This window comes from Marinimicrobium sp. LS-A18, assembly GCF_000463525.1.
In the GTDB taxonomy this organism is placed as follows: domain Bacteria; phylum Pseudomonadota; class Gammaproteobacteria; order Pseudomonadales; family Cellvibrionaceae; genus Marinimicrobium; species Marinimicrobium koreense.
The window spans coordinates 248,226-271,717 of sequence record NZ_AWEP01000005.1 but is presented as its reverse complement, the minus strand read 5'-3'; the positions used below and the strand labels follow the sequence as shown (position 1 = coordinate 271,717).

The following is a 23,492-nucleotide window of genomic DNA, read 5'->3' as shown; positions in this document are numbered from 1 at the left end:
GGTGGCGCGGGATTGTTGTTTTAAAGGATCGGAGACTGTACCACATCCAGGAATGAAAATGACTCGCAAAAACCCCACGTCTCTTACGGGATACCACCGATGAATTGAAGGGCGCCCAAGTCGTGGTTTTGTTGTCAGTTGGAATCCATGAGGTCAACGAAATCAATGGGTTAGGGGATCGGTGCGATACCTCCAAGGGGGTAGAAGGGGGCATTTGAAGGGCGTTGGGGGCAGTGGCGGGCTCGCGGATTATTGCGCACTATGAACGGGTGAAATTGATACCGAGCGATGCCCTGATCCGGGCATTGTCATAGCCTCTGTTCAGGAGTCCGCGAATGAGTCACCTTCTCGACAAGCTGCGCTACTTTCAGGCGCAGCGAGAACCTTTTGCCGAAGGCCACGGCGTTACCACCGATGAAGATCGCCAATGGGAGCGCGGCTATCGCCAGCGCTGGCAGCACGACAAAATTGTGCGCTCCACCCATGGCGTGAACTGCACCGGTTCCTGCAGCTGGAAAATTTACGTGAAGAACGGTCTGGTCACCTGGGAAACCCAGCAGACTGATTATCCGCGCACGCGTCCCGATCTGCCCAACCACGAACCTCGCGGCTGCCCGCGCGGTGCCAGCTATTCCTGGTACATCTACAGCGCCAACCGCCTGAAATACCCCAAGGTGCGCCAGTCTCTGATGAAGCTCTGGCGAGAAGCCCGTCAGGAGCACACCGACCCGGTGGCCGCCTGGGCGTCCATTGTCGAAGACCCGGCCAAGGCGAAAAGCTACAAATCCCGTCGCGGCCTCGGTGGCTTTGTGCGGGCACACTGGGACGAGGTGAATGAAATCATTGCCGCCTCGAACGTCTACACCGCAAAAACCTATGGACCGGACCGGATCACCGGCTTCTCGCCCATTCCCGCGATGTCGATGGTGTCCTACGCCTCCGGCGCCCGTTACCTGTCCCTGATTGGCGGCAACTGCCTGAGCTTTTACGATTGGTACTGCGACCTTCCTCCCGCCTCACCACAAGTCTGGGGCGAGCAGACCGACGTGCCGGAATCCGCCGACTGGTACAACTCCTCCTACATCATCTGCTGGGGTTCCAACGTACCCCAGACCCGGACCCCGGATGCCCACTTCCTGACCGAAGTGCGCTACAAGGGCACCAAGGTCATCAGCATCACGCCGGACTACTCCGAAGTCGCCAAACTGACCGACCAGTGGTTGGCACCGCGCCAGGGTACCGATGCGGCCCTGGCCATGGCCTTCGGTCACGTGATCCTGAAAGAGTTCTACGTTGACTCCCAGAGCGAGTACTTCACAAATTATGTGAAGCGCTACACCGATATGCCCAACCTGGTCATTCTTGATGACGAAGGCGGTCGTCTGCAGCAGGGTCGCTTTCTGCGCGCGGCGGATCTGGTGGATAACCTGGGCGAGGAAGCCAACCCGGACTGGAAAACCATTGCCATTAACAGCGACGACCAGCGCCTGGTCAGCCCCAACGGCTCCATCGGTTACCGCTGGGGTCGCCCGGAGGGCCAAGCCGGCCGGTGGAACCTGGAGAACCGCGATGGCAAAACCGGCGATGAAGTGGATCTGCAGCTGTCCCTGAAAGGCAACAGCGATGAGGTGGCCGAAGTCGCGTTCCCCTACTTCGGTTGTAAAGAGCACGACTACGGTTATTTCCAGCACACCGAACACGCCGAAGTGCAGATGCGCAAGGTGCCGGCCAAACGCGTCAAGCTGGCCGATGGCCGCGAGGTGTTGGTCGCTACCGTGTACGACCTCACTCTGGCCAACTATGGCGTGGACAATGGTCTGGACGATCCCAACTGCGCCCAGAGTTTTGATGACGACAAGCCCTACACGCCCAAGTGGCAGGAGCGCGTGACCGGGGTCAAACCCGAGCATGTGATCCGCGTTGCCCGGGAGTTTGCCCGCACCGCCGATAAAACCCACGGCCGCTCCATGATCATTGTGGGCGCCGGGATGAACCACTGGTTCAACATGGACATGAACTACCGCGGCCTGATCAACATGCTGATGATGTGTGGCTGCATCGGTCAGAGCGGCGGCGGTTGGGCGCACTATGTGGGTCAGGAAAAACTGCGCCCGCAGACGGGCTGGCAGCCCCTGGCCTTTGGTCTGGACTGGCAGCGTCCGCCCCGGCAGATGAACGGTACCTCCTTTTTCTATGCGCATTCCGATCAGTGGCGCTACGAAAAACTGAACATGAGCGACCTGGTTTCGCCCCTGGCGAACAAGGACAAATGGCAGTCCAGTATTCTGGATTACAACACTCGCGCCGAGCGCATGGGCTGGTTGCCGTCCGCCCCGCAGTTGGCGACCAACCCGCTGAAGCTGGCCGAAGCCGCCAAGGCGGCCGGTAAAGACGTCAAAGATTATGTGCGCGATCAGTTGGTCAGTGGCGAGCTGAAATTCGCCTGTGAAGACCCGGACAGCCCGCAGAACTACCCGCGCAACATGTTCATCTGGCGTTCCAACCTGCTGGGTTCCAGCGGCAAGGGCCACGAGTACATGCTGCGCCACCTGCTGGGCACGAAGCACGGCCTGATGAACAAGGACCTGGGCGAAACCGGCGAAGCCAAGCCCGAAGATGTCACCTGGCGAGACGAGGCACCGGAGGGCAAAGTGGACCTGTGGGTGACACTGGACTTCCGTATGTCCACTACTTGCCTGTATTCCGATATCGTTCTGCCGACCGCTACCTGGTACGAAAAGGACGATATGAACACCTCGGATATGCACCCCTTTATTCACCCGCTCACCGAAGCGGTGGACCCGGTGTGGGAGTCGCGCAGCGACTGGGATATTTTCAAAGGCATCGCCAAAAAATTCTCCGCGTTGAGCAACGGCCATCTGGGGGTGGAGCAGGATGTGGTGACCACACCCATCATGCACGACTCCCCGGGAGAAATGGCTCAGCCCTACGGCGTCAAAGCCTGGTGGAAAGGCGAGTGCGAAGCGGTACCCGGCGTGACCATGCCCAACATCAACGTGGTGGAGCGGGACTACCCCAACACCTATCACCGCTTCACCTCGCTGGGCCCCTTGATGGACAAATTGGGCAATGGCGGCAAGGGCATCAACTGGGATACCAAAGAGGAAGTTGAATTCCTCGGTAAGCTCAACCGCGTGCATCACGAAGAGGGCGCCAATCAGGGCCGCCCGCGGATCGAGTCCGCCATTGATGCCTGTGAAGTGATTCTGTCGCTGGCCCCTGAAACCAACGGCCATGTGGCGGTAAAAGCCTGGGACGCTCTGGGCAAAATTACCGGCCGGGATCACAAGCATCTGGCGCTGCCCAAGGAAGAGGAAAAGATCCGCTTCCGGGACATCGTCGCCCAGCCGCGCAAGATCATTTCCTCGCCCACCTGGTCGGGGCTGGAAGACGAGCATGTGTCCTACAACGCGGGTTATACCAACGTGCATGAACTGATCCCCTGGCGCACCATCACCGGTCGTCAACAGTTCTATCAGGATCACGAGTGGATGCTCGACTTCGGTGAGCAGCACTGCCTGTACAAACCGCCGGTAAACCTGAAAACCGTCGAGCCGATTCTCAACCAGCGCAGCAACGGCAACAAAGAGCTAGTGCTCAACTGGATTACCCCACACCAGAAATGGGGCATACACAGCACCTACTCGGACAACCTGCTGATGCAGACCCTCTCGCGCGGTGGCCCGATCGTGTGGCTGAGCGAGAAGGACGCGAAGGAAGCGGGTATTGAGGATAACGACTGGATCGACGTGTTCAACGTCAACGGCGCCATCGCCTGTCGTGCGGTCGTCTCCCAACGGGTGCCCGTGGGCATGAGCATGATGTATCACGCCCAGGAGCGGATCATCAACACGCCCGGATCGAACCTGACCAAAACCCGCGGCGGGATTCACAACTCCGTGACCCGCGCGGTGATGAAACCCACCCATATGATCGGTGGCTACGCCCAACAGGCCTACGGCTTCAACTATTACGGCACCGTAGGCTGTAACCGCGACGAATTCGTCATTGTCCGCAAGATGGACAAAGTCGACTGGCTGGACACTGAGTGAGGTAGTGCAATGAAAGTAAGAGCCCAAATCGGCATGGTGCTGAACCTGGACAAGTGCATTGGTTGCCACACCTGTTCAGTGACCTGCAAAAACGTCTGGACCTCGCGCGAAGGTGTCGAGTACGCCTGGTTTAACAACGTCGAAACCAAGCCCGGGGTCGGCTATCCCAAAGAATGGGAAAACCAGAACAAGTGGAACGGTGGCTGGAAGCGCGACAAGAAAGGCAAGATCAAGCCGCGTATCGGCGGCAAGTTGCGGGTATTGGCGAACCTGTTCGCCAACCCGGATCTGCCGGAAATTGACGACTATTACGAGCCGTTCGATTTTGACTATCAGACCCTGCACACCGCCGGTGATAAAAAGCACCAGCCGACCGCGCGTCCGCGCTCGCTGGTGTCCGGTCAGCGGATGGAGAAAATCGAGTGGGGTCCGAACTGGGAGGAGATTCTCGGCACCGAGTTTGAAAAGCGTCGTAAGGATGTGAACTTCGACCAGGTGCAGGCGGACATTTACGGCCAGTTCGAAAACACCTTCATGATGTATCTGCCCCGGTTGTGCGAGCACTGCCTGAACCCGGCCTGTGTGTCCTCCTGCCCGTCCGGAGCGATTTACAAGCGTGAGGAAGACGGCATTGTGCTGATCGATCAGGACAAGTGCCGTGGCTGGCGCATGTGCGTCTCGGCCTGTCCGTACAAGAAGATCTACTACAACTGGAAGAGCGGTAAGTCCGAAAAATGTACCTTCTGCTATCCGCGTATTGAAGTGGGCCAGCCCACCGTCTGCTCGGAAACCTGTGTGGGTCGCATTCGCTATCTGGGCGTGCTGCTGTACGACGCGGACCGCATCGAAGAGGCCGCCAGTGTCGCCAACGAGGCGGACCTGTATCAGGCGCAACTGGACATCTTCCTGGACCCGAACGACCCGGCGGTGATTGCCGCGGCTCAGGCAGAAGGCATTCCCCAGGGGTGGATCGACGCCGCTCAGAACTCGCCGACCTATAAGATGGCGGTTGAGTGGAAAGTGGCGCTGCCGCTGCACCCGGAATACCGCACCCTGCCCATGGTCTGGTATGTGCCGCCGCTGTCACCTATTCAGAGCGCGGCCGAAGCGGGCCATGTGGGCATGAATGGTGAAATTCCCGACCTGAAATCCCTGCGGATTCCGATTCGCTACCTGGCCAACCTGCTCACCGCTGGGGAAGAACAGCCAGTGGTGGAAGCGCTGGAGCGGATGATCGCCATGCGCGCCTACAAGCGCTCCCAGCATGTGGATGGTGTGGAAGATCTCGAGGTGCTCAAGCAGGTCGGTCTGAGTGTGGCCCAGGTGGAAGACATGTACCGCTATATGGCCATTGCCAACTATGAAGACCGCTTCGTGATTCCCACCAGCCACCGGGCCTACGCCGAAGACGCCTATGACATGAAAGGCGACTGCGGGTTCAGTTTCGGTAATGGCTGTGCGGACGGCACCAGCGAAACCAGCCTGTTCGGCGGCAATCGCGCCGGGGTTCGCCAGATCATTCCTGCCATCTTGCAGGATTAGGAGAAAGACCGATGAAAAGTTTACGCGTTATTTCTCTGCTGATGGAGTACCCCACGGCAGAGTTGATGGAAGCTCAAGACGAGCTCAAAGCTCTGGTCGCCAGCATGAACCTCAAAGGCAAGCAGCGCGATGCGCTGTTGGCCTTTGTCGAGCAGCGAACCGGGGGTGACCTGATGGACTGGCAGTCCGAATACGACGCCCTGTTCGAGCGCGGTCGTTCCCTGTCACTGTTGTTGTTCGAGCATGTGCACGGCGAATCCCGGGATCGCGGTCAGGCCATGGTGGACCTGATGAACCAGTACCAGCAGGCGGGCCTGGCCATCGACGCCAACGAACTGCCGGACTATCTGCCTCTGTACCTGGAGTTTCTGTCCACTCAGGGGCCGGACAACGCACGCGCGGGATTGCAGGAGGTGGAGCATATTCTCGGCCTGCTCGCCGCTCGGTTGAAAGAACGTGAGTCCAACTACGCCGCGCTGTTCGAAGCGTTGCTGCATTGGTGTGGCGATCGGGTCAACATAGAGCAGATCCGGGAACAGGTGGCCGGCGAAGCCCGGGACGATACCCCCGAGGCGCTGGATAAGGTGTGGGAAGAAGAAGCCGTAACCTTCGGCCCGGACGCCCAGGCTGAAGGCTGCAATGTTCAATACCGACCGGAGTCCGGCCAGCGTCGGGATCAGGAGCAGATACTGAACCTGATGGAACCTCAACCAGTAAAAAATCGTCAGGAGGCATGATGTCCACTTTTCATCTATTCGCGTTTGGCATCTACCCCTATATTGCACTGGCGGTGATGTTTATCGGTACCTGGATCCGGTACGACCGGGAGCAGTACACCTGGAAGGCCAGCTCGAGTCAGTTGCTGGAGAAGAAGTGGCTGCGCATCGGTAGCATTCCGTTTCACATCGGTATCATCGGTATTTTCTTCGGTCACCTGGTGGGGCTGTTGACCCCGGTTGAGGTGTGGCACCTGTTGGGTGTGAGCGCCAGCGCCAAGCAGATCCTGGCCGTGGTGGCCGGCGGCCTGTTTGGGGTGCTGTGTCTGTTCGGTCTGGTGGTACTGACGCTGCGCCGCCTGTTCCATCCGCGCATCCGCCCCAACAGCAAGCCCATGGATATCGTGGTGTTGTTCCTGCTGCTGGCGCAGCTGCTGCTCGGCCTGGCCTCCATCTTCATCTCCGTTGGTCACCTGGACGGTGCGGTGATGATGCAATTGATGCATTGGGCCCAGAGCATCTTCCTGCTGCGCGGGTTGAGTGGTGCGGAATACATTGTCGGTGTGCACTGGATCTTCAAAGCGCACCTGGTGTTGGGGCTGACCATCTTCCTGTTGTTCCCTTTTACCCGTTTGGTGCATCTGTTGAGTGTGCCGGTGAAGTATCTGGGTCGGAATTATCAGGTGGTTCGACGTCGGGCGAGAGCGTCGATGTAGGTCACGTGTGGTTACGGAGGCGGTTGCGTATGGTTGCGGCGGATGCGCTTCGCTCCGATGCGTCGGACCGATCCGCCCTACGCGGGTCTATACCGCTGCGCTCGGCCGTAACCCAAACGCGATCTTTCTACCAAACCCAAAACCCCGACTCCACCTTAAAACGGGCTCACAAACATGATCACCGTCAACCAAACCCAAATCCCCGAAGACAAAGTCCTCGCGGAAATGCAATACCACCCGGCGGAATCCCGGCGGGAGGCCATGTTCAAAGCGGCCGAATCCCTGATCATTGGTGAGCTGTTTCGACAGCGCGCCAAAACCCTTGGCATTCCGGTCAGTGATGACACCGTGGAAAGCTCCGATGAAGATTTCATCGAAGCCCTGATCGAGCAGGAGGTGGCCATACCCGATGCTTCAGAGGAAGATTGCCGGCAATACTTCGAGGCCAATCCGGGCAAATTCGAAACCTCGCCGCTGCTGGAGGTAAAGCACATTCTGCTGGCAGTGCCGAAAGAAGACGACGCCGGACGGGCCGAAGCCAAAATGCGCGCCGATGCCCTATTGGACATACTCAAGGGCGGTGCCGATTTTGGCAAACTGGCCAAGCGGGAATCCTCCTGCCCTTCGAAAGAAACCGGTGGCAGCCTCGGTCAGCTCAGCAAAGGCCAGACGGTTCCGGAGTTCGAACGGCAGGTGTTCGTCGCCGAGCCGGGCCTGATGCCCCGCCCGGTGGAATCCCGCTACGGGTTTCACCTGGTGTACATCGAGCGCAAGATTTCGGGGAAGCCTTTGACCTTCGAGCAAGCCCGGGAAAAAATCGCCGAGTATCTGAATGAAAAAGTCCGGCGCAAAGCGATTGCCCAGTACATTCAGGTATTGATCGCGGAGGCGAAAATCGAGGGGTACGATTTCCAGGTAGATGGTTCACCGTTGATGCAGTAGGTTGTCTTGCGTTGGGTCGGGTTACGGCGGATGCGCCTTCGGCTTATCCGCCCTACGGCCGAGCGCAGCGTTATAGACCCCCGTAGGGCGGATAAGCCGAAGGCGCATCCGCCGTTACCACCGGCTGAAAGACCTCAAGGCTCACTCTGCGCGGTATGCCTTAACCGCAACCTGGCCCGCAACCACCGCGCCAGAATATCCACCCCGATATTCAACAGCGCGGTAATCAAAATCAACACCATCGCCCGGTCGAAGCGAATTTCCTGAATCGCGCTGTCCACATAAAAGCCGAGAGTCGCAATACCCAGAATCCCGAGAATGGCGGTCTCGCGCATGATGATTTCCCAGCGGTAAAACAGAAACGCCAGGAAGGGGCCATAAATCCGTGGCGTCAGTTCATAGCCGTAGCGCTCGACCCCTCGGGGGGCGTCCGGGCGCAGGGTGATTTCGTTGGTGCGCCGGCCGATCAGGTGGCCAATGATGCCACTGTTGTGCACCGCCAGGGCAATCACCGCCGGCAGCATGGAGGGGCCCCAGAGCTGCAACAGGATAAATGCCAGCAGATATTCCGGGGTCGAGCGCAGCACCACCAGCACCGTATGGCCAATGGGGCCGGTCAGGCGGTTGGTAAAGTGCCGCGAGGCGAGCGGATACAGCAGCAGGGTCAGAATGCCGGTCAGTACCAGGGCAATCTGGGTGAGCACCAGAGTATTCCAGATACCCGGCAGTGCCTGGGTGCTGAACAGTTCCGCCAGCCAAAGCCACAATCCCTCCAGCCCTTCACCGTTGCGCAGGGGCGCGGGCACTATGTCCTCGGTGAAAAAACGGGTGACGTTTTGCCAGCGGATCGGCAGGCCGCTGCCGAGCAGAAACGGTGCGGCGATCAGATACAGGGGAATCAGTTTCGGACGGGCCCACAGGCGCAGGGTGCTGATCAGCACATAGAACAGTAACAGTAGCGCGCCGACCACGGCGTAGTGCCCCTGGGCAAACGCCGATTCCAGGTAGAAGCCCAGCGTCGGCATGCCCACAAAACCCAGCACCGCACTGGAGCGGATGCCGCACTCCAGGCGGTAGGCGGTGTAGGTGACCAGATGGGGCCAGGCCTGGCTGAACCGGGTGTACACCAGGGCCACGACCGATCCCGTGCCGAAGGGCAGGGTGGTGTGCGGTAGCGGATCAGTTTCCTCCAGTATTTCGGCGTAGACCTTACCGAACACGCCCGCATAGGGAATGGCAATGGCGAGCACCCCGGTCAGCGGATGCAGGCCGAAAAACTGCAGAAAGATCAGCGCCCAGAAAAGTTCGTGAATGGCCCGAATAAAGGCGCAAAAAGTGCGCACGATTTTTGAGCCAAATACCAGAGCCAACAGCAGCCCGGCGGTCGCGCCCAGCCCCACGCCGACAAAAGCAAAGGCGAGGGTTCGGACCAGCGCCTCGCCGAGGTAATCAGTCTGGGTGAAGTCGGGGCGAATCAGCCCGGAAAACAGTCGGCCCAACTCACCCCAGGGATCGTGGGCGCTGATGCCCAGGTCGGCGACAAACAGACAGGCCAGGGCCAGCGCGACAAAAGCCAGACTGGTTCTTACACTTGCGGATCGCCACATAAACAGCCCGTTACCCGACTCAGTACAGCGTCAGCAGGTCACTGGCCTGCAGTCGATCGCGGGGTTCGTCCAGGGCAATGCCGCCGTCGGCGATACCCACCACCCGATCGGCAAAGTGCAGGGCCAGTTCGACATCGTGCATGGCGAGAACTGACGTGGGGTAGGCGTCGGTGAGTGCCGCCAGGACCCGTTCCGCCATGGGGCCATCGAGGGCCGAGGCCGGCTCATCCGCCAACAGGACTTCCCCTTTCTGGTGAATGACCCGCGCCGCCGCCACGCGCTGGCGCTGACCACCGGAAAGCTCCCCGGTTGCGGTCCAGCATTTGTGGTCGATATCGAGGGTTTCCAGGATCGGGCGAATCTGCTCGATATCCCGCTTAAACGGGCGCAGCAGAGACAACAGATTGTGGGTGGTGGAGTGCCGCTTCAGCCCGCCCATGTAGACGTTGTGAAACACGCTCAGGGCCGGAACCAGCCCGAGGTCCTGGGGCATCAACGCCGCGCCCAGGGGGCGCCACTGCTGGTACATCAGACTGAGCAGAGTGGACTTGCCCGCGCCACTCTTGCCCACCAGGGCCACAGTCTGACCGCGCACCACATCAAGGCTGAGAGGGCCGAGTACGCGCAGGTCGCCGTAGTCGGCGACCACATCGGTCAGGGACAGTGCCGTCATCAGTCCAGCAGACCGATTTCTTTGGCCACGTCACGGATGACCGCGTAATTGTCATTACTCGCGGGCACGAACGCAGAGCGGGGGAAGCTTTCCAGCATCGCCGGGTCGTCCATGCCAATCAGCGCCGCCCGTACTTTCTCAGTAAAACCCTCGCCAAAGCGTTCGTCTACGTCACCGCGAATGCTCCACTGGTAGTTGGGGTAGCTGGGGGTTTTATACACCACGTAAGCCTCGTCCGGATCGACATTACCCGCTTCAATCTCGGTTTCCCACACGGTGTAATTCACGGCGCCCAACTGATAAGCGCCAGAGGCCACCATGGAAGCGGTGCGACTGTGATTACCGCTGTAGCCGACCCGTGAGAACACCTCATCGGGCGCCTCGCCAAAGGCCTCGCGAATATAATACTCCGGCACCAGACGGCCGGAGGTGGAGCCTTTGGAGCCAAAGGTGAAGGTCATGCCCCGCATGGCCTCGGTCAGCCCAGAGTTGGGTTCAAGCCCGGTGCTTTTGTGGGCCACAATATAGGTGTAAAACGCCTGATCTTCGGTCCCTTGGGCTAAAGCCCGGGAGCCGGGTACCCGTTCCCGGGCCTGAACCCCGGACAGGGCGCCGAACCAGGCCAGTTGCACCTGGTCGTTGCGGAAGGCGCTCACCGCCGCCGCGTAAGATTTGACCGGTACAAAGCGCACATCTACCTCAAGTTCCTCTTCCAGATAGTCCGCCACGGCCTGAAATCGCTCCTGAAGCCGGGTTTCATCCTCATCGGGAATGGCGGTGAACACAAAGGTCTGGGCAGTGGCACTCAAGGAGGTCAAGCCCAGCACCACAGCGGTGAAGGCAAAGCGAAGGAGGTTGCGTCCTAACATGGTCAAATCCTCTGGTGTGAGTAAAACTGAATGGGCATTCAATCGGTATGGTACCGGAATCCCGATGATCTGTCCGGGGTGCCTTGGTGAGTATAGCGGTCGCGCGGCGTTCCGATCGATGGATACGAGTGGCACCACATGGGTGCCCTACGCCGCTATCCAGTACGCGTGGGCGCTGGAAATAGACGTGTCCGCGGTATAGTCGGCTGCGTATGATGGGAAGCGGCGTTGAACGGTCATGTTAATCTTCGGTCAGCAAACCGTCGGTAAAGGTGGTGAAGGTGAAACAACGGGTACACATTGCATTGATTACGCCGGCCGCGCCGGGCTCCAGGGCCGGCAACCGTGCGACGGCCAGCCGCTGGGCTGGACTGTTGAGACCCCTGGGCTATCGGGTCTCGATTCATGTGCCGGAGGAGGCACCGACCGGCCGAGCCCCGGACCTGATTCTGGCCCTGCACGCCTGGCGCAGTCACGATGCCGTCCGTGCCTGGAAGCGGGCCCACCCGGACTGCCCGCTGATTGTGGTGCTGACCGGGACGGACGTCTACCGGTTTCAGTTCAGCGAGCCCGAGACAGTGTATACCAGCCTGGATGCGGCGGATGCCCTGATCGGCTTGCACGATTGCCTGGAGGAGGACCTGCCCGAGCGTTACTGGCCGAAGTTGCATGTGGTGCATCAGTCCGCCGAGCCGCTGCCGCCCGGAGTCCCTCAAGCGGTTCGGCGCACGGTGGACATTCTTGTCGCGGGACACCTGCGGGAAGAGAAGGACTCCCTGCGGGCGGCCATGGCCGTGCGGGATCTGCCGCTGGATTCGCGGCTGCGAGTCGTGCAGCTGGGCAGTGCGCACTCGGAGGACTGGGCCGAAGCCGCCGAAGATGAAACGCGTCGCAATCCGCGTTACCGCTGGCTGGGAGATCAGCCCCGCTGGCGGGTCCGGCAGTGGATGGGGCGGGCGCGGGCCATGGTGATCAGCTCCCGAATGGAGGGCGGCGCCAATGTGGTCAGTGAGGCCTGTGTCGCCGGGTTGCCAATCATTGCGTCGGATATTGCTGGCAACCGGGGCCTGCTCGGGGAAGACTACGTGGGCTATTACCCGATGGGCAACACCACTGCTCTGCGGGAGTGTCTGTTGCGTATCGAACGTGACCCGGTCTGGTGGCACCGGCTCCGGGACCAGGTTCTGGCGCGAGCGCCCCTGTTCCGGCCCGAGGCGGAGCAGCGCGCTCTGGGACAGATCATTGAGCGCGTCCTCTCTGCCTGAGCTATGGTGTCTATAAAGTATGATAAATTAACAAATGGCTGTGAAAGGACTAGCCTATTGCCACTTATTGGATGATCTGAGGAGTTTTTGTGACGCTGACCAAGCGTGTTGCCCTTTCGGCGGCACTGTTAATGACCGGCCTGTTCGGGACAATGCTGACCGTTGCGGCGGAGTCACGGCTACAAGTCGTGGCGACCACCGGCATGGTGGCGGATGTCGTGCGTGAAGTCGGCGGTGATCAGGTGCGTGTCGAAGGGCTGATGGGGCCGGGGGTGGACCCGCATCTGTACCGCCAGACCCGCCGCGACATTACCGCGCTCAGCCGGGCCGATGCCGTTTTCTGGAACGGCCTCTACCTGGAGGCCCAGTTGGAAGAGTTCCTGGAGCGTCTGGCCCAGCGCCGTCCGGTGTTCGCGGTAGCGGAAGGGGTGCCGGAGCGCCTGCGTCTGTCGGATGAAGAATACCGAAGCCAGTCGGACCCCCACGTCTGGATGGACCCGGGCCGCTGGCGCTATGGAGTTGAAGCGGTGCGCAATGCACTGGTGGAGCTTCGCCCGGACCAGAAAGCCTATTTTGAGCAGCGCGCTGAGGCCTACCTGAGCAAGCTGGAAAAACTCGATGACTACGCACGGGGAGTGTTGGGCAGCGTCCCGGAAGGTCAGCGGGTGTTGGTTACCGCGCACGATGCCTTCGGCTACTTTGGGGATGCCTACGGGTTCGAGGTGTTGGGGATTCAGGGCTTCTCGACGGAAAGCGAGGCCGGTCTGTCGCGAATCGAAGCGCTGGTTGATCTGTTGGTCGAGCGCGAAATCGGGGCGATTTTTGTCGAATCATCGGTGTCGGATCGGAACGTCCGGGCGCTGATTGAGGGCGCCGCCGCGCGCGGTCACTCGGTGCGCATTGGCGGTGAACTGTACTCCGATGCCATGGGACCCGCCGGCACCTACGAAGGTACCTGGCTGGGAATGATCGATCACAACGTCAGTACCATTGCCCGTGCGCTGGGCGGTGAAGTCCCGTCCGGTGGCCGGCTGGGGAAACTGCAACAGGCCGGGGCCAGGGAATGAACGCCAAAGGTCAACTCAGTGAAGCCGTGACCGCCAGTCCATTATCGATTCAGGGGCTGACCGTCAGTTATGACCACCGGCCCGTGGTTTACTCCGTGGACCTGTTGCTGAAGCCAGGCCGTATGACCGCGATTGTGGGTCCCAATGGCGCGGGCAAATCCACCCTGCTCAAAGCCGCGCTCGGTATCACCCGTAGCCTGACCGGGGATGTTCGGGTTTTTGGCCGGCCGCTGGCGCAGATGAGCGAAGACATTGCCTATGTACCGCAACGCAACAGCGTTGATTGGGACTTCCCGGCCACCGTGCTCGATGTGGTCACCATGGGATTGTTTCGCAAACTGCGTTGGTGGCAACTGACCCGTCGGCGCCATACCGATAAGGCCATGGAAAGTCTCACGCGGGTGGGGATGGAAGCCTTCGCTGATCGACAGATCGGCGAACTGTCCGGTGGTCAGCAGCAGCGGGTTTTTCTGGCGCGGGCGCTGGTTCAGAACGCGGCGCTGACCATTCTCGATGAGCCCTTTGCCGGAGTGGACGCGGCCACCGAGCGGGCCATTGTCGAGGTCTTGAAGCAGTTGCGCGAAGAGGGGAAAACTCTCTTGTGTGTTCACCACGACCTGTCCACGGTGCGAGATTATTTTGATGACGTGTTGCTGCTCAATGTGCGGCGCGTGGCCGCCGGCCCGGTCGATCAGGTATTCACGGCGGAGAACCTTCAGGCCACCTATGGCGGGCGCCTCAATCCGGTGCAGTTGGAGCGGTTGGTGCCGGCGGTCTCGGAGGAGTCATGATGGACGCCTGGTGGCCGGCACTGATTTTCTCGGCGGGCTATAACACCACGCTGGTGACTCTGGGAGCCATGCTGTTGGGCGCCGGGGCGGGCATGATCGGTGCGTTTGTCCTGTTGCGCAAACGCTCCCTGGTCAGCGACGCCATCACCCATGCCACTCTCCCCGGGTTGGCCCTGGCCTTTGTGCTGATTGGTACGATTCAGGGCGATGGCCGCTGGCTGCCCGGACTGCTATTGGGCGCCGCGCTGAGCGCCGCCCTGGGGCTCTGGCTGGTGCAGTGGATCAGCGCCCGCACCCGCCTGGGTGAAGACGCAGCGATTGGGGCGGTCCTGTCCACGTTTTTTGCCTTCGGTGTGGTCCTCATTACGGTCATTCAATCCATGAACGTCACCGGCCAATCGGGCCTGACTGGCTACCTGGTGGGTTCTACTGCCGGAATGTTGGCCGTCGAGGCGAAGCTGATCGCCTCCTGTGCGCTCGGGCTGCTGTTGGCGGTCTTTATTTTGCGCCGGGAATTTTTGTTGGTCTGCTTTGATCCGGAGTTTGCGCAAACCCAGGGGGTCAATACCGGGCGGGTAGACCTGTTACTGCTGCTGTTGTTGATGGCGGTGGTGGTCATCGGCCTGAAGGTGACCGGGTTGATTCTGGTGGTGGCACTCACCATCACTCCACCGGTCAGCGCGCGCTTCTGGACCAACCGGCCGCCGCGCATGGTGGCGCTGGCGGCGGTGCTGGGCGCCTTGGCGGCTTATCTGGGCGTTACCCTGTCGAGCGCGCGCGCGAGTCTTCCCACCGGCTCATTGATTGTCTTGTCGGCGTTTGCAATTTTTCTAATGTCGTTCCTCGCCGCGCCGCGTCGCGGTGTGTTCGCCTCTTTGCTTGCCCACCAGCGGTTTCGTCGGCGGGTTCATTTGCGCCAGGGGCTGCTGTCGATGTCACGCAGCGAGCCGATTTTTGATGGCCTCACGTTGCGGTTGTTACGTCGGGCGGGCCACATCCGGCGCGATGGAGTCGCCACGGCCCAGGGGCGCACGGCGGCCCGAGAGGCGGAGCATGAAGAACGGCTCTGGGCCCTGTACCGCCGGCTCTATCCCGGCGACGCCCTGCACCGCGAGCACGCGGGGCTGGATCCGATTGCACGGGTCTTGCCACCGGATGCCATCGATGAGCTTGAGCAGCGGCTGCTCGCGAGTAGGGGGCCGGCATGAGCGATTTCATGATGTTCAGCCTGGCGCCCATGACCGTGGCCATCATTATCAGCATGACCTGTGCGCTGTTGGGCAACTTCCTGGTATTGCGCCGGCAGAGTCTGATCAGCGATGCCATCAGTCACGTCGCCCTGCCGGGCATTGTGGCCAGCTTTCTGCTTACCGGCACCATTGCCTCCACGGCCATGATGCTGGGTGCTGGGGTCTCGGCGCTGGTGACGGTGGCCATGATCGACGCCATACGCCGGTTCGGGCGAGTGGAAATCAGTGCGGCCATGGGGGTGACCTTTACCAGCCTGTTCGCCCTGGGGGTGCTGTTGCTGGAAGTGAGTCAGGCCAGTGGCGTACACATTGATGTGCAGCACGCCCTGTACGGAAATCTGGAAAGTCTGATCTGGTTTGAGGGCGTCGGTCTTTCATCCCTGGTTGATCCGGCGGCGCTGGCCACTCTGCCACCGCAACTGGCTCGGGTCGGGGTGGTGGCACTGGTGGTACTGGTGTTCGTGGTGGTGTTCCGCCGTCACTTGATTCTGGGAAGTTTTGATTCGGAATTCGCCGCCAGCATCCGCGCCCGCCCGGCGCTGGTGGATCTTCTGTTGGTCACCATGGTGGCGGTGGCGGCCATCGCGGCTTTTGAAGCGGTGGGCTCCATCATCGTGATCGCCATGTTCATCTGCCCGGCGGCGGCAGCCCGCCTGATGACCAATCACCTGGGCAAACAGCTCGCCTGGAGTCAGCTCTTTGCCCTGATATCCGCCGTCGTGGGCTACTGGTTGGCGGGCTACGGCCTGATCGCGCTGGGGCTGGATATGTCGCTGAGCGCCGCCGGCATGATCGCCACCGTGGCCGGGCTTATTCTGCTGTTGACCTGCCTCTGGGGCCCGCAGCGACGCGGTCGTGCGGTGCTTGCGAACGCCTAAGCACCGCTTCGGATCGTCGGCTTATCGTGCGCGATACCAGCCATCCTCACCGAGAATGGTTTCCAGCGTGTAATCGTCGGCCTGTTCTTCACTCAAGGTGGTTTGCCACTGCACTCGCTTGTGGGGCTGCGCGCCCGGTCCGCGGCTGTTGTACTCACCGTAAAGCACGGTGTGCTCCGCCTCCGGTTTGGACCAGTTATGCCAGCCCTCGGGCTTGATGTGCGCCCCCATGTCGGTGTTGATAAACACCGTGCGGGCAAAGTCTCGCCAGGGACGTCCGAGGTAGACTTCATCCACATCCTTGTCGGCAGTGAGCGTAGCGTTCAGAAACACAAAACCGTGGGGAATGCCCTCCGGCGTTGAGGCCGCCGTGATATAAGAGTCGCTTTTCGAGTGGATCTGGCACTGGTCAAACACCGCCGTGGCGCGACCGAAAATAAAATCCGTGGTGCCTTCGACATAACAGTTCCGGAAGTACTGCCGTTTGCCTTCCCCGGTCAGGTAGAGCGTATCCTGATGGCCCAGAAAGCGGCTGTTGTAAAAACTCACCCGATCGGCATTGACCGCCAGTGCGACCGCCTGGCCCACCGGGCCGGCGGTATTTTCAATGGTCAGATTTTCACCATGGAAGTCATCGCCATCTACCTGCAGGGTGGGGGTGTGGAAGGTGCTATTGCGGCCCTTGTCGATCTGCTTGAAATGATCGCCCCAGGTGATGATGGTCTTGCCGGCGTCCTCGCCAATCAGGGACACCATCGGGTTCCACTCATACACACGGACCTTCTCCCGATAAGTGCCGTTCTTGATGTGGATGGTGATGCGCTTGTCGGGAAAGGCTTTGGTGTTATCGATCGCGGCCTGAATGGTGTCGTAATCACCACTGCCGTCCTGGGCGACAGTCATCTCATAGACGATATCCGCCCGCACAGGCAGGGTCTCCAGCAGTGATAGCAGAAACAATACAACGATACGGTATCCGATCTTCATGGTTGATGGTTCTCTCTCAGTTCATTGTTTTTTGGTTTGACGTATTATTGTAAACCATTGGTGTTTTTCACACTTGGGTAACGGCGGATGCGCCTTCGGCTTATCCGCCCTACGCCGACTGCCGAGCTATCCGTAGGGCGGATAAGGGCGTATGCCCGCATCCGCCGTTCCCACACTTTCCAGCATCCGCCGCAACCGACTCACTGCAACAACATCATCCCCGTAACTTCGCCGCCTCCTCCACCACAATCGCGTGTCGGCGTGCTAACGCATGTCGGTCATCATCGTATCCGCCCCCAATCACCGTCGCCACAGGAATATCCCGCTTAAGCAGCTCACTCAACACCCGCCGATCCCGCTCACGAATGCCCGCCTCGGAAATGTTCAACCGCCCGAGCGGGTCGCCTTGGTACACATCCACGCCCGCATCATAGAGGACGATATCGGGCTGAAAATCCGTAAGTACCTGTTCGAGAGTGTCCATCACCACCCGCAGATAATCCTCATCCCCCATGCCGTCGGGCAGCGGCACATCGAGATCACTGCGCTGTTTGTCGAACGGAAAATTGTTGTCGCAGTGCAGCGAACAGGTAAAGGCGTTGGGCTCATCCGCCAGCAGCGCGGCGGTGCCGTCCCCCTGGTGGACGTCGCAGTCAAAAATCAGCACCCGCCCGACGCCGCTCTGGCGAATCAGCACCTTTGAGGCTATCGCCAGATCGTTCAGAATGCAGAAGCCCGAGGCGTAGTCATAGTGTGCGTGGTGAGTGCCGCCGGCCAGATGGCAGGCCAGGCCGGTATGAAGTGCCAGCTGTGCGGCCAGCACCGTGCCCGAGGGCGCAATCAGCGTGCGCTTGACCAACCCCTCGCTCCAGGGCAGGTTCATCTGCCGAAGTTCCCGAGGTGACTGGGCCTTAGAGATAAAGCGCTGCAGGTAGTCCGGGCAGTGGGTCTGCTCCAACCACAGCGGCTTGCAGGGCCCGGGCCGAAAGCTGTTCTCCGGGCGCAGCAGACCGATGCGGCGCAGGTGCTCGGCCAGTAGGCCAAACTTCGCCATCGGAAACCGGTGTCGCTCCGGGAAAGGGAAGCTGTAGGCCGGGTGATAAACCAGGGGTATGGATGAGGGCATAGGGCGAATAAGATGCGTTAATTGAGTGAGTCATCTTAAAGTATGGTGCCAGCGAATAACACTCTGGGGCTTGGGTTACGGCGGATGCGCCTTTGGCTTATCCGCCCTACGCAGACTGCCGTGGTACGCGTAGGGCGGATAAGGGCGCAAGCCCGCATCCGCCGTTACCAAACCTTCCGCCATACGCCACAACCACGACAATGCGCCACAACTCCGCTATGCTGTAACCAAACCGGAGATAAAGCGAATACCCTATGCAACACTTGGACTTACAAGTCATCGAACGGGCCCTACAATGGCTGGACAATGGCCAGCCCATCTGGCTGTGCACCGTTCTCGCCACCTTCGGCTCCTCCCCGCGCGAACCCGGCTCCATGATGGTGGCCCGCTCGGACGGCCAACACGTGGGTTCACTGTCCGGTGGTTGCGTCGAGGAAGACTTTCTGGCCCGGCTGCGCGCCGGTGATTTTCACCAGCCGCTGTCCCAGATCCGCTATGGCAACGATGAAGTCTCCGGCCCCAAAGTCACGCTTCCCTGCGGTGGGGTGCTGGACGTTCTGATAGAGCGCCTGACCCCGACGGAAGAACACCGCGCGCATCTTCAGACGTTACGCGAGGCGATGCAGGGCCGGCAGTCGTTGATCCGCTCGGTGCTGCTGGACAATGGTGAATCGACCTTTGTCGAGGGCTCGGCCCTCGGCCCGCGAGTGGAGCGTGATGAACAGGCCGTGCGCATCCGGGTCGGCCCCACGCTGCGCTTGATCATCGCCGGTATCAGCCCGGTGTCCGCCGCCTGCGCTGAGTTTGCCCAGGCGCTGGGGTTTGATGTGATTGTGTGCGATCCGCGCGATGACGAAGTAGCCACTTTTAACGTGCCGGGGGTCAATGTCGAGGCGGTCCTGCCATCGCTTTACATTGAGCAGCATGCCCATGCCGCCACGGCGGTGGTGGCACTGACCCACGATCCCAGAATCGATGACCTGGCGATGATGGAAGCGGTGCGCACCGAGGCGTTTTATATCGGCGTCATGGGCTCGCGCAAAACCTCCGCCAACCGCGCCGAACGCCTGCGCCGCTCCGGTGGCCTGAACGACGCGGACATCGAGCGTCTGCACATGCCGATCGGCCTGGCCATCGGCAGTAAAACCCCCGCCGAAATCGCCCTGGCCGTCATGGCGGACATCATCCGCGTGCACCGGGGCCAGCCGCGCCATGCCCTCTAGCCTCACCCCCTCCACCGATGTCGTCGGCCTGATCATGGCCGCCGGCTACTCCACCCGATTCGGCGCGGACAAACGCCGGGCCCAGCTCACGGAAGGCCAGACACTACTTCAGGCCACAGTTGCCATGACCCGGTCGGTGTTTAAAGCGTTCTATGTGGTACTCCGCTCCGACGATGAAGAGCGCGATCTGGGGCTCGGGACGGAGCCGGTCATTTACGCTCCCGAAGAACCCATCGGTCTGGGCACCAGCATCGCCGCCGCGTTTCATCACTTACAGGTAAATAACAAAGACGCCACTTCAGCGGCGGTTCTTCTGGGTGATATGCCCTGGATCAAACCGGATGCGTTCAGCGCCCTGTTGAACCACGCAACGGAAGACACGATCATCCGCCCGGTCTACGATGGCAATGCGGGCCACCCGGTACTATTCGGCCGCGACTTCTGGCCCGAGCTGGCCAACCTCCACGGCGATCTGGGTGCACGCACCATCATCAGAAAACACCACAGCTGCTGCCATCTGATTCCTGTTTCGGATGTGGGGGTGTTGCGGGATGTGGATCGACCCAAGGATCTAATTCGGTAGGGCACCCACATGGTGCTGTTGGAGGGGAGCGACTGCGTAGTAACTTCCGGTCGGAGGAGGGGAAACCCTTTCAAGACACGCCGTAAACCCATCCCTGGGGGCTCGGATCGCGGGTCTCCCGCTCTACGGTCTTGAAAGGGTTTCCCCTCCTCCGACCTACGAGGTTCACAATACCTTGGGTTTTTCGGCCACCCAACGCAATTGGAGAGTGATATAACCGGCCAACGAAGGCTGTTTTGTGGCACTTAGGTGCGGTATGGGGCGTGTTGTTTCCAGACCGTAAGCGGAGGGACTCCGCGCGTCGAGCCCCCAGGGATGGGTTTACGGCGTGTCTGGAAACAACACGCCCCATATCGCACCGGTCGTTCCACAGCCAACAAAAGTCTCAAGCTTTCAAAGCCGCCAACACCGCTTCGCGCCGAATCGGAATCTCCGTCATCCGTACCCCGACCGCCGCGAAAATCGCGTTGCCAATCGCCGGACCGACCACCGTGGTTGCCGGCTCACCCAAGCCTACCGACAACTCCGTACTGTCCACAAACTCCATCTCAATCTCCGGCACATCGCGAATCCGCATCGGTGAATAAGTATTCAGGTTCTGATCCTTCACCTCACCCTTCTCAAACACCGTACCCTCATGCAGCGCCATACTGGCACCCCACAAAGCCGCGCCTTCCACCTGCGCCCGGGCGCCGTCCGGATGCACCACCGTGCCAGCATCGGTCACCAGCGTCAGCTTCTGCAGCGTTACCTTGCCAGTGTTGCGATCCACATGCACCTTGGCGACACAGGCCGTCCAGGTTGGCATATTGCGCTCCTGGCCGTAAGTGGTGGCCACACCGAGGCCGGTATCCGCCGGCATCTCCTGACCCCACTCGGAAATTTCCCGTACCCGGCGCAGCACATTCGCCTGACGGCTGGCGCCGCCCACCGAGTTGGGGGCTTCGCCGGCGTTTTTGCCTTCCGCTTTCAGCAGGGCCAGACGGAACTCAATCGGGTCTTTCCCGGCCTTGCGGGCCGCCTGGTCCATAAAGGATTCCAAGGCCCAGTTCACCCAGCCCGAGCCCACCGAGCGCAGCCAGCCGGGGCGGAAGGTTTTATTGGCCAGGTCGTTGGAAATGGCCCGCAACCGATGCGCCCCCACCGAATACCAGTGAGCGGCGCCCTGAATGGCGAAGGGGTCGTACTTCTCACCGTTGGTGGCCGCGGGCATAAAGCCCGGCACCATCACCTGTGTGGGCCAGCCGGCGGTGGCGTGGTGCTCCATGCCGGTGGGGTTGCCCTCGGCATCAAAGGCCATGCGTACCCGCTGGTAGGCGGGGGAGCGCACCGAGTCAAAGCGCGCGTCGTCTTCCCGGGTGAATACCAGTTTCACCGGGCGGTTCAGCGCTTTTGAGGCCAGAGCGGCGGGCACCGCGTAGTCGCCATTGAGCCGGCGACCAAAACCACCGCCGAGCATATAGGTACGCATGATGACTTTGTTTTCCGGTACATCCAGCGCGTTGGCCAGCGTCGGCAGAATCAGGGACTGCCACTGGTTGCCGGTGTGAATTTCCCAGATACCGTCTTTCTGATAGGCGAGGGCATTGACCGGCTCCAGTTGAAAGTGCAACACGGTGTGGGCGATGTAATCTTCTTCCAGCACCGAATCGGCGTTGCTGAAGGCCTCGTCCACGCCTTCTTCATTCACCACCAGTGCACCGCCATCGCCTTTCTCAATCAATTCCAAGCCGCGATCGAGAATATCCTGCTCGCTGACGTTGGCGGTTTCCCCCGGCGTCCAGTCCACTTTGATTTTACTGGCCGCTTTGCTCGCCGCGTAAAACGAGGTGGCAATGACCACCGCCCAACCGGGCACGGTGTCGGTCGGGTCATTCAGTTGAATGGTCTGCAGGTAACCCTCGACGTTTTTCGCCTCGCTGTCATCGATGCTGTTGATCTTCGCACCGTAGCGGGTGGGCGGAATCAGAGGCCGACCGTACACCATGTTTTCGACGTTGGCATCGATGCCGTACACACTGGAACCATCGGTTTTATCGGGGATATCCAGCGCCTGGGCTTCCTGACCGATCAGGCGGCGGTCTTCGGGTTTTTTGACCTGGATTTTTTCCAGTTCGTCTTCGCTGAAGGAGCGGGACATGTTGCCACGTTGAACGATCTCGGCGTAGCTGATGGAGCGGTTGCCCGCGATCACTTCGCTGTTGCGCGCGCGGCACTGGCTGGCGTTGACGCCGAGCAGTTTGGCGCCTTCTTCAATTAACACTTGCCGACCGGCGGCACCGGCGCGACTGAGGGGCATGAAGTTCTGCCACACCGACCAACTGCCACCGGTGACCATCAGGCCCCATTTGGGATCGCTGTCGACATGGTGCAGCTCGACCTTGGACCAGTCCGCTTCCAGTTCGTCCGCGACAATGCGGGCCAGGGCGGTGCCCACATGCTGGCCCATTTCGGCCTCGGCAATATTGACGATGATGCGCCCGTCATTTTCGATCTGGTACCAGATGGTCGGCTCAAAGGTCTGGTTTTCAATCACCTCTTCCGGCTGGGCAAAACTCAACCCGGGGCGGTAAAAGGCGAGGGTGATGCCGGCACCGGCGGCGCCGATCAGAAAGCCGCGGCGGCTCAGGCTGGGGCCGTGATTGACCGCGCCCACATCGGGGTTGAGCAAGGAGCGAAATAGCTTATTCATTGGAGGCACCCTCCTGGATCTGGACACCGCCGCGCATTTCGGTGGCGGCGATTTTGATGGCTTCCCGAATGCGCACATAGGCCATGCAGCGGCACAGGTTGCCGCTCATCACCTGGTCGATCTGCTCATCGGTGGGGTTGGGAAAATCCTTGAGCATGGCCGCGGCCTGCATGATCTGGCCAGACTGGCAGTAGCCGCATTGCGGCGTCTGGGTTTCCACCCAGGCTTTCTGCAGAGGGTGCTGGCCGTTCTCGTCCAGCCCCTCGATGGTGGTGACCTCGGCCCCGGCCACCTGACTGACCGGCGTAATGCAGGAGCGGGTGGCCCGGCCGTTGACCAGCACGGTGCAGGCCCCGCACAGGCCGATGCCGCAGCCGAACTTGGTGCCGGTCATGCCGGCGTCATCGCGAATGCCCCAGAGCAGCGGGGTGTCGTCGGTCACCTCCAGAGTGACCTTTTGCCCATTGAGGGTGAATGTGGTGCTCATGGTCT

The 23,492-nt window shown here is 60.6% G+C and carries 19 protein-coding genes; 12 read left to right on the top strand and 7 right to left on the bottom strand.

The window, feature by feature from the left end; all coding sequences use genetic code 11:
• Nucleotides 1-335 precede the first annotated feature (335 nt).
• The 5 genes from N645_RS0109080 (at nt 336) to N645_RS0109060 (ending at nt 7,989) form a co-directional block, all read left to right on the top strand.
• Nucleotides 336-4,073, top strand: coding sequence for a nitrate reductase subunit alpha (locus N645_RS0109080; protein ID WP_024461196.1), 3,738 nt, complete (start codon nt 336-338; stop codon nt 4,071-4,073).
• A 9-nt stretch (nt 4,074-4,082) separates the two neighbouring features.
• Nucleotides 4,083-5,615, top strand: a complete 1,533-nt coding sequence (narH, locus tag N645_RS0109075) for a nitrate reductase subunit beta (RefSeq protein ID WP_024461195.1) — start codon at nt 4,083-4,085, stop codon at nt 5,613-5,615.
• 11 nt (nt 5,616-5,626) lie between these two features.
• A complete protein-coding gene (gene narJ / locus N645_RS0109070) occupies nt 5,627-6,352 on the top strand; it encodes a nitrate reductase molybdenum cofactor assembly chaperone (RefSeq protein WP_024461194.1) in 726 nt (241 codons plus the stop codon).
• Nucleotides 6,352-7,047: a respiratory nitrate reductase subunit gamma gene (gene narI / locus N645_RS0109065; protein WP_024461193.1), complete on the top strand. Its 696-nt coding sequence runs from the start codon at nt 6,352-6,354 to the stop codon at nt 7,045-7,047. The genes narJ and narI overlap by 1 nt, the downstream gene beginning before the upstream one ends.
• Nucleotides 7,048-7,221: 174 nt before the next feature.
• Nucleotides 7,222-7,989, top strand: coding sequence for a peptidylprolyl isomerase (locus tag N645_RS0109060; protein ID WP_024461192.1), 768 nt, complete (start codon nt 7,222-7,224; stop codon nt 7,987-7,989).
• Nucleotides 7,990-8,123: 134 nt separating this feature from the next.
• On the opposite strand, the gene N645_RS0109055 is transcribed toward N645_RS0109060, so the two are convergent.
• Genes N645_RS0109055 through N645_RS0109045 form a run of 3 tightly spaced genes read right to left on the bottom strand, consistent with a single transcriptional unit; the run spans nt 8,124 to nt 11,138 of the window.
• Nucleotides 8,124-9,596, bottom strand: coding sequence for an ABC transporter permease (locus tag N645_RS0109055; RefSeq protein ID WP_024461191.1), 1,473 nt, complete (start codon nt 9,594-9,596; stop codon nt 8,124-8,126).
• A 19-nt stretch (nt 9,597-9,615) separates the two neighbouring features.
• The gene (locus N645_RS0109050; RefSeq protein ID WP_024461190.1) at nt 9,616-10,269 is read right to left on the bottom strand and encodes an ATP-binding cassette domain-containing protein; all 654 of its coding nucleotides are present in this window, start codon (nt 10,267-10,269) and stop codon (nt 9,616-9,618) included.
• Nucleotides 10,269-11,138 carry a putative selenate ABC transporter substrate-binding protein gene (locus tag N645_RS0109045; protein ID WP_024461189.1) on the bottom strand — a complete coding sequence of 290 codons (870 nt, stop codon included), beginning with the start codon at nt 11,136-11,138 and terminating at the stop codon, nt 10,269-10,271. The genes N645_RS0109050 and N645_RS0109045 overlap by 1 nt, the downstream gene beginning before the upstream one ends.
• Nucleotides 11,139-11,419: 281 nt before the next feature.
• Here N645_RS0109045 and senB point away from each other — a divergent pair, with 281 nt between their 5' ends.
• From senB to N645_RS0109015, 5 genes are all read left to right on the top strand, one after another.
• Nucleotides 11,420-12,403 (top strand): selenoneine biosynthesis selenosugar synthase SenB, encoded by a 984-nt coding sequence (gene senB, locus N645_RS0109035; protein ID WP_024461187.1) that lies wholly within the window; start codon nt 11,420-11,422, stop codon nt 12,401-12,403.
• An 89-nt stretch (nt 12,404-12,492) separates the two neighbouring features.
• A complete protein-coding gene (locus tag N645_RS0109030) occupies nt 12,493-13,470 on the top strand; it encodes a metal ABC transporter solute-binding protein, Zn/Mn family (RefSeq protein WP_024461186.1) in 978 nt (325 codons plus the stop codon).
• Nucleotides 13,467-14,261 (top strand): metal ABC transporter ATP-binding protein, encoded by a 795-nt coding sequence (locus N645_RS0109025; protein WP_024461185.1) that lies wholly within the window; start codon nt 13,467-13,469, stop codon nt 14,259-14,261. The genes N645_RS0109030 and N645_RS0109025 overlap by 4 nt, the downstream gene beginning before the upstream one ends.
• Entirely contained in the window at nt 14,258-15,469 is a 1,212-nt protein-coding gene (locus N645_RS0109020; protein WP_202960782.1) for a metal ABC transporter permease, read from the top strand. The genes N645_RS0109025 and N645_RS0109020 overlap by 4 nt, the downstream gene beginning before the upstream one ends.
• Nucleotides 15,466-16,389, top strand: a complete 924-nt coding sequence (locus N645_RS0109015; protein WP_024461183.1) for a metal ABC transporter permease — start codon at nt 15,466-15,468, stop codon at nt 16,387-16,389. Before N645_RS0109020 ends, N645_RS0109015 begins: the two co-directional genes overlap by 4 nt.
• Nucleotides 16,390-16,410: 21 nt before the next feature.
• Here the strand turns inward: N645_RS0109015 and N645_RS0109010 are convergent, their stop codons facing one another.
• Nucleotides 16,411-17,376 (bottom strand): pectinesterase family protein, encoded by a 966-nt coding sequence (locus tag N645_RS0109010; protein ID WP_024461182.1) that lies wholly within the window; start codon nt 17,374-17,376, stop codon nt 16,411-16,413.
• A 214-nt stretch (nt 17,377-17,590) separates the two neighbouring features.
• Entirely contained in the window at nt 17,591-18,502 is a 912-nt protein-coding gene (locus N645_RS0109005; RefSeq protein ID WP_024461181.1) for a histone deacetylase, read from the bottom strand.
• 254 nt (nt 18,503-18,756) lie between these two features.
• Here N645_RS0109005 and N645_RS0109000 point away from each other — a divergent pair, with 254 nt between their 5' ends.
• Both N645_RS0109000 and N645_RS0108995 read left to right on the top strand, forming a co-directional pair.
• A complete protein-coding gene (locus N645_RS0109000) occupies nt 18,757-19,725 on the top strand; it encodes an XdhC family protein (protein ID WP_024461180.1) in 969 nt (322 codons plus the stop codon).
• Nucleotides 19,715-20,308, top strand: a complete 594-nt coding sequence (locus N645_RS0108995; protein ID WP_024461179.1) for an NTP transferase domain-containing protein — start codon at nt 19,715-19,717, stop codon at nt 20,306-20,308. The genes N645_RS0109000 and N645_RS0108995 overlap by 11 nt, the downstream gene beginning before the upstream one ends.
• 385 nt (nt 20,309-20,693) lie before the next feature.
• Here the strand turns inward: N645_RS0108995 and N645_RS0108990 are convergent, their stop codons facing one another.
• Both N645_RS0108990 and N645_RS0108985 read right to left on the bottom strand, forming a co-directional pair.
• A complete protein-coding gene (locus N645_RS0108990) occupies nt 20,694-23,000 on the bottom strand; it encodes a molybdopterin cofactor-binding domain-containing protein (protein WP_024461178.1) in 2,307 nt (768 codons plus the stop codon).
• On the bottom strand, nt 22,993-23,487 hold the full coding sequence (locus N645_RS0108985) for a (2Fe-2S)-binding protein (RefSeq protein ID WP_024461177.1): 495 nt from the start codon (nt 23,485-23,487) through the stop codon (nt 22,993-22,995). Before N645_RS0108985 ends, N645_RS0108990 begins: the two co-directional genes overlap by 8 nt.
• Between the last annotated feature and the right edge of the window lie 5 nt (nt 23,488-23,492).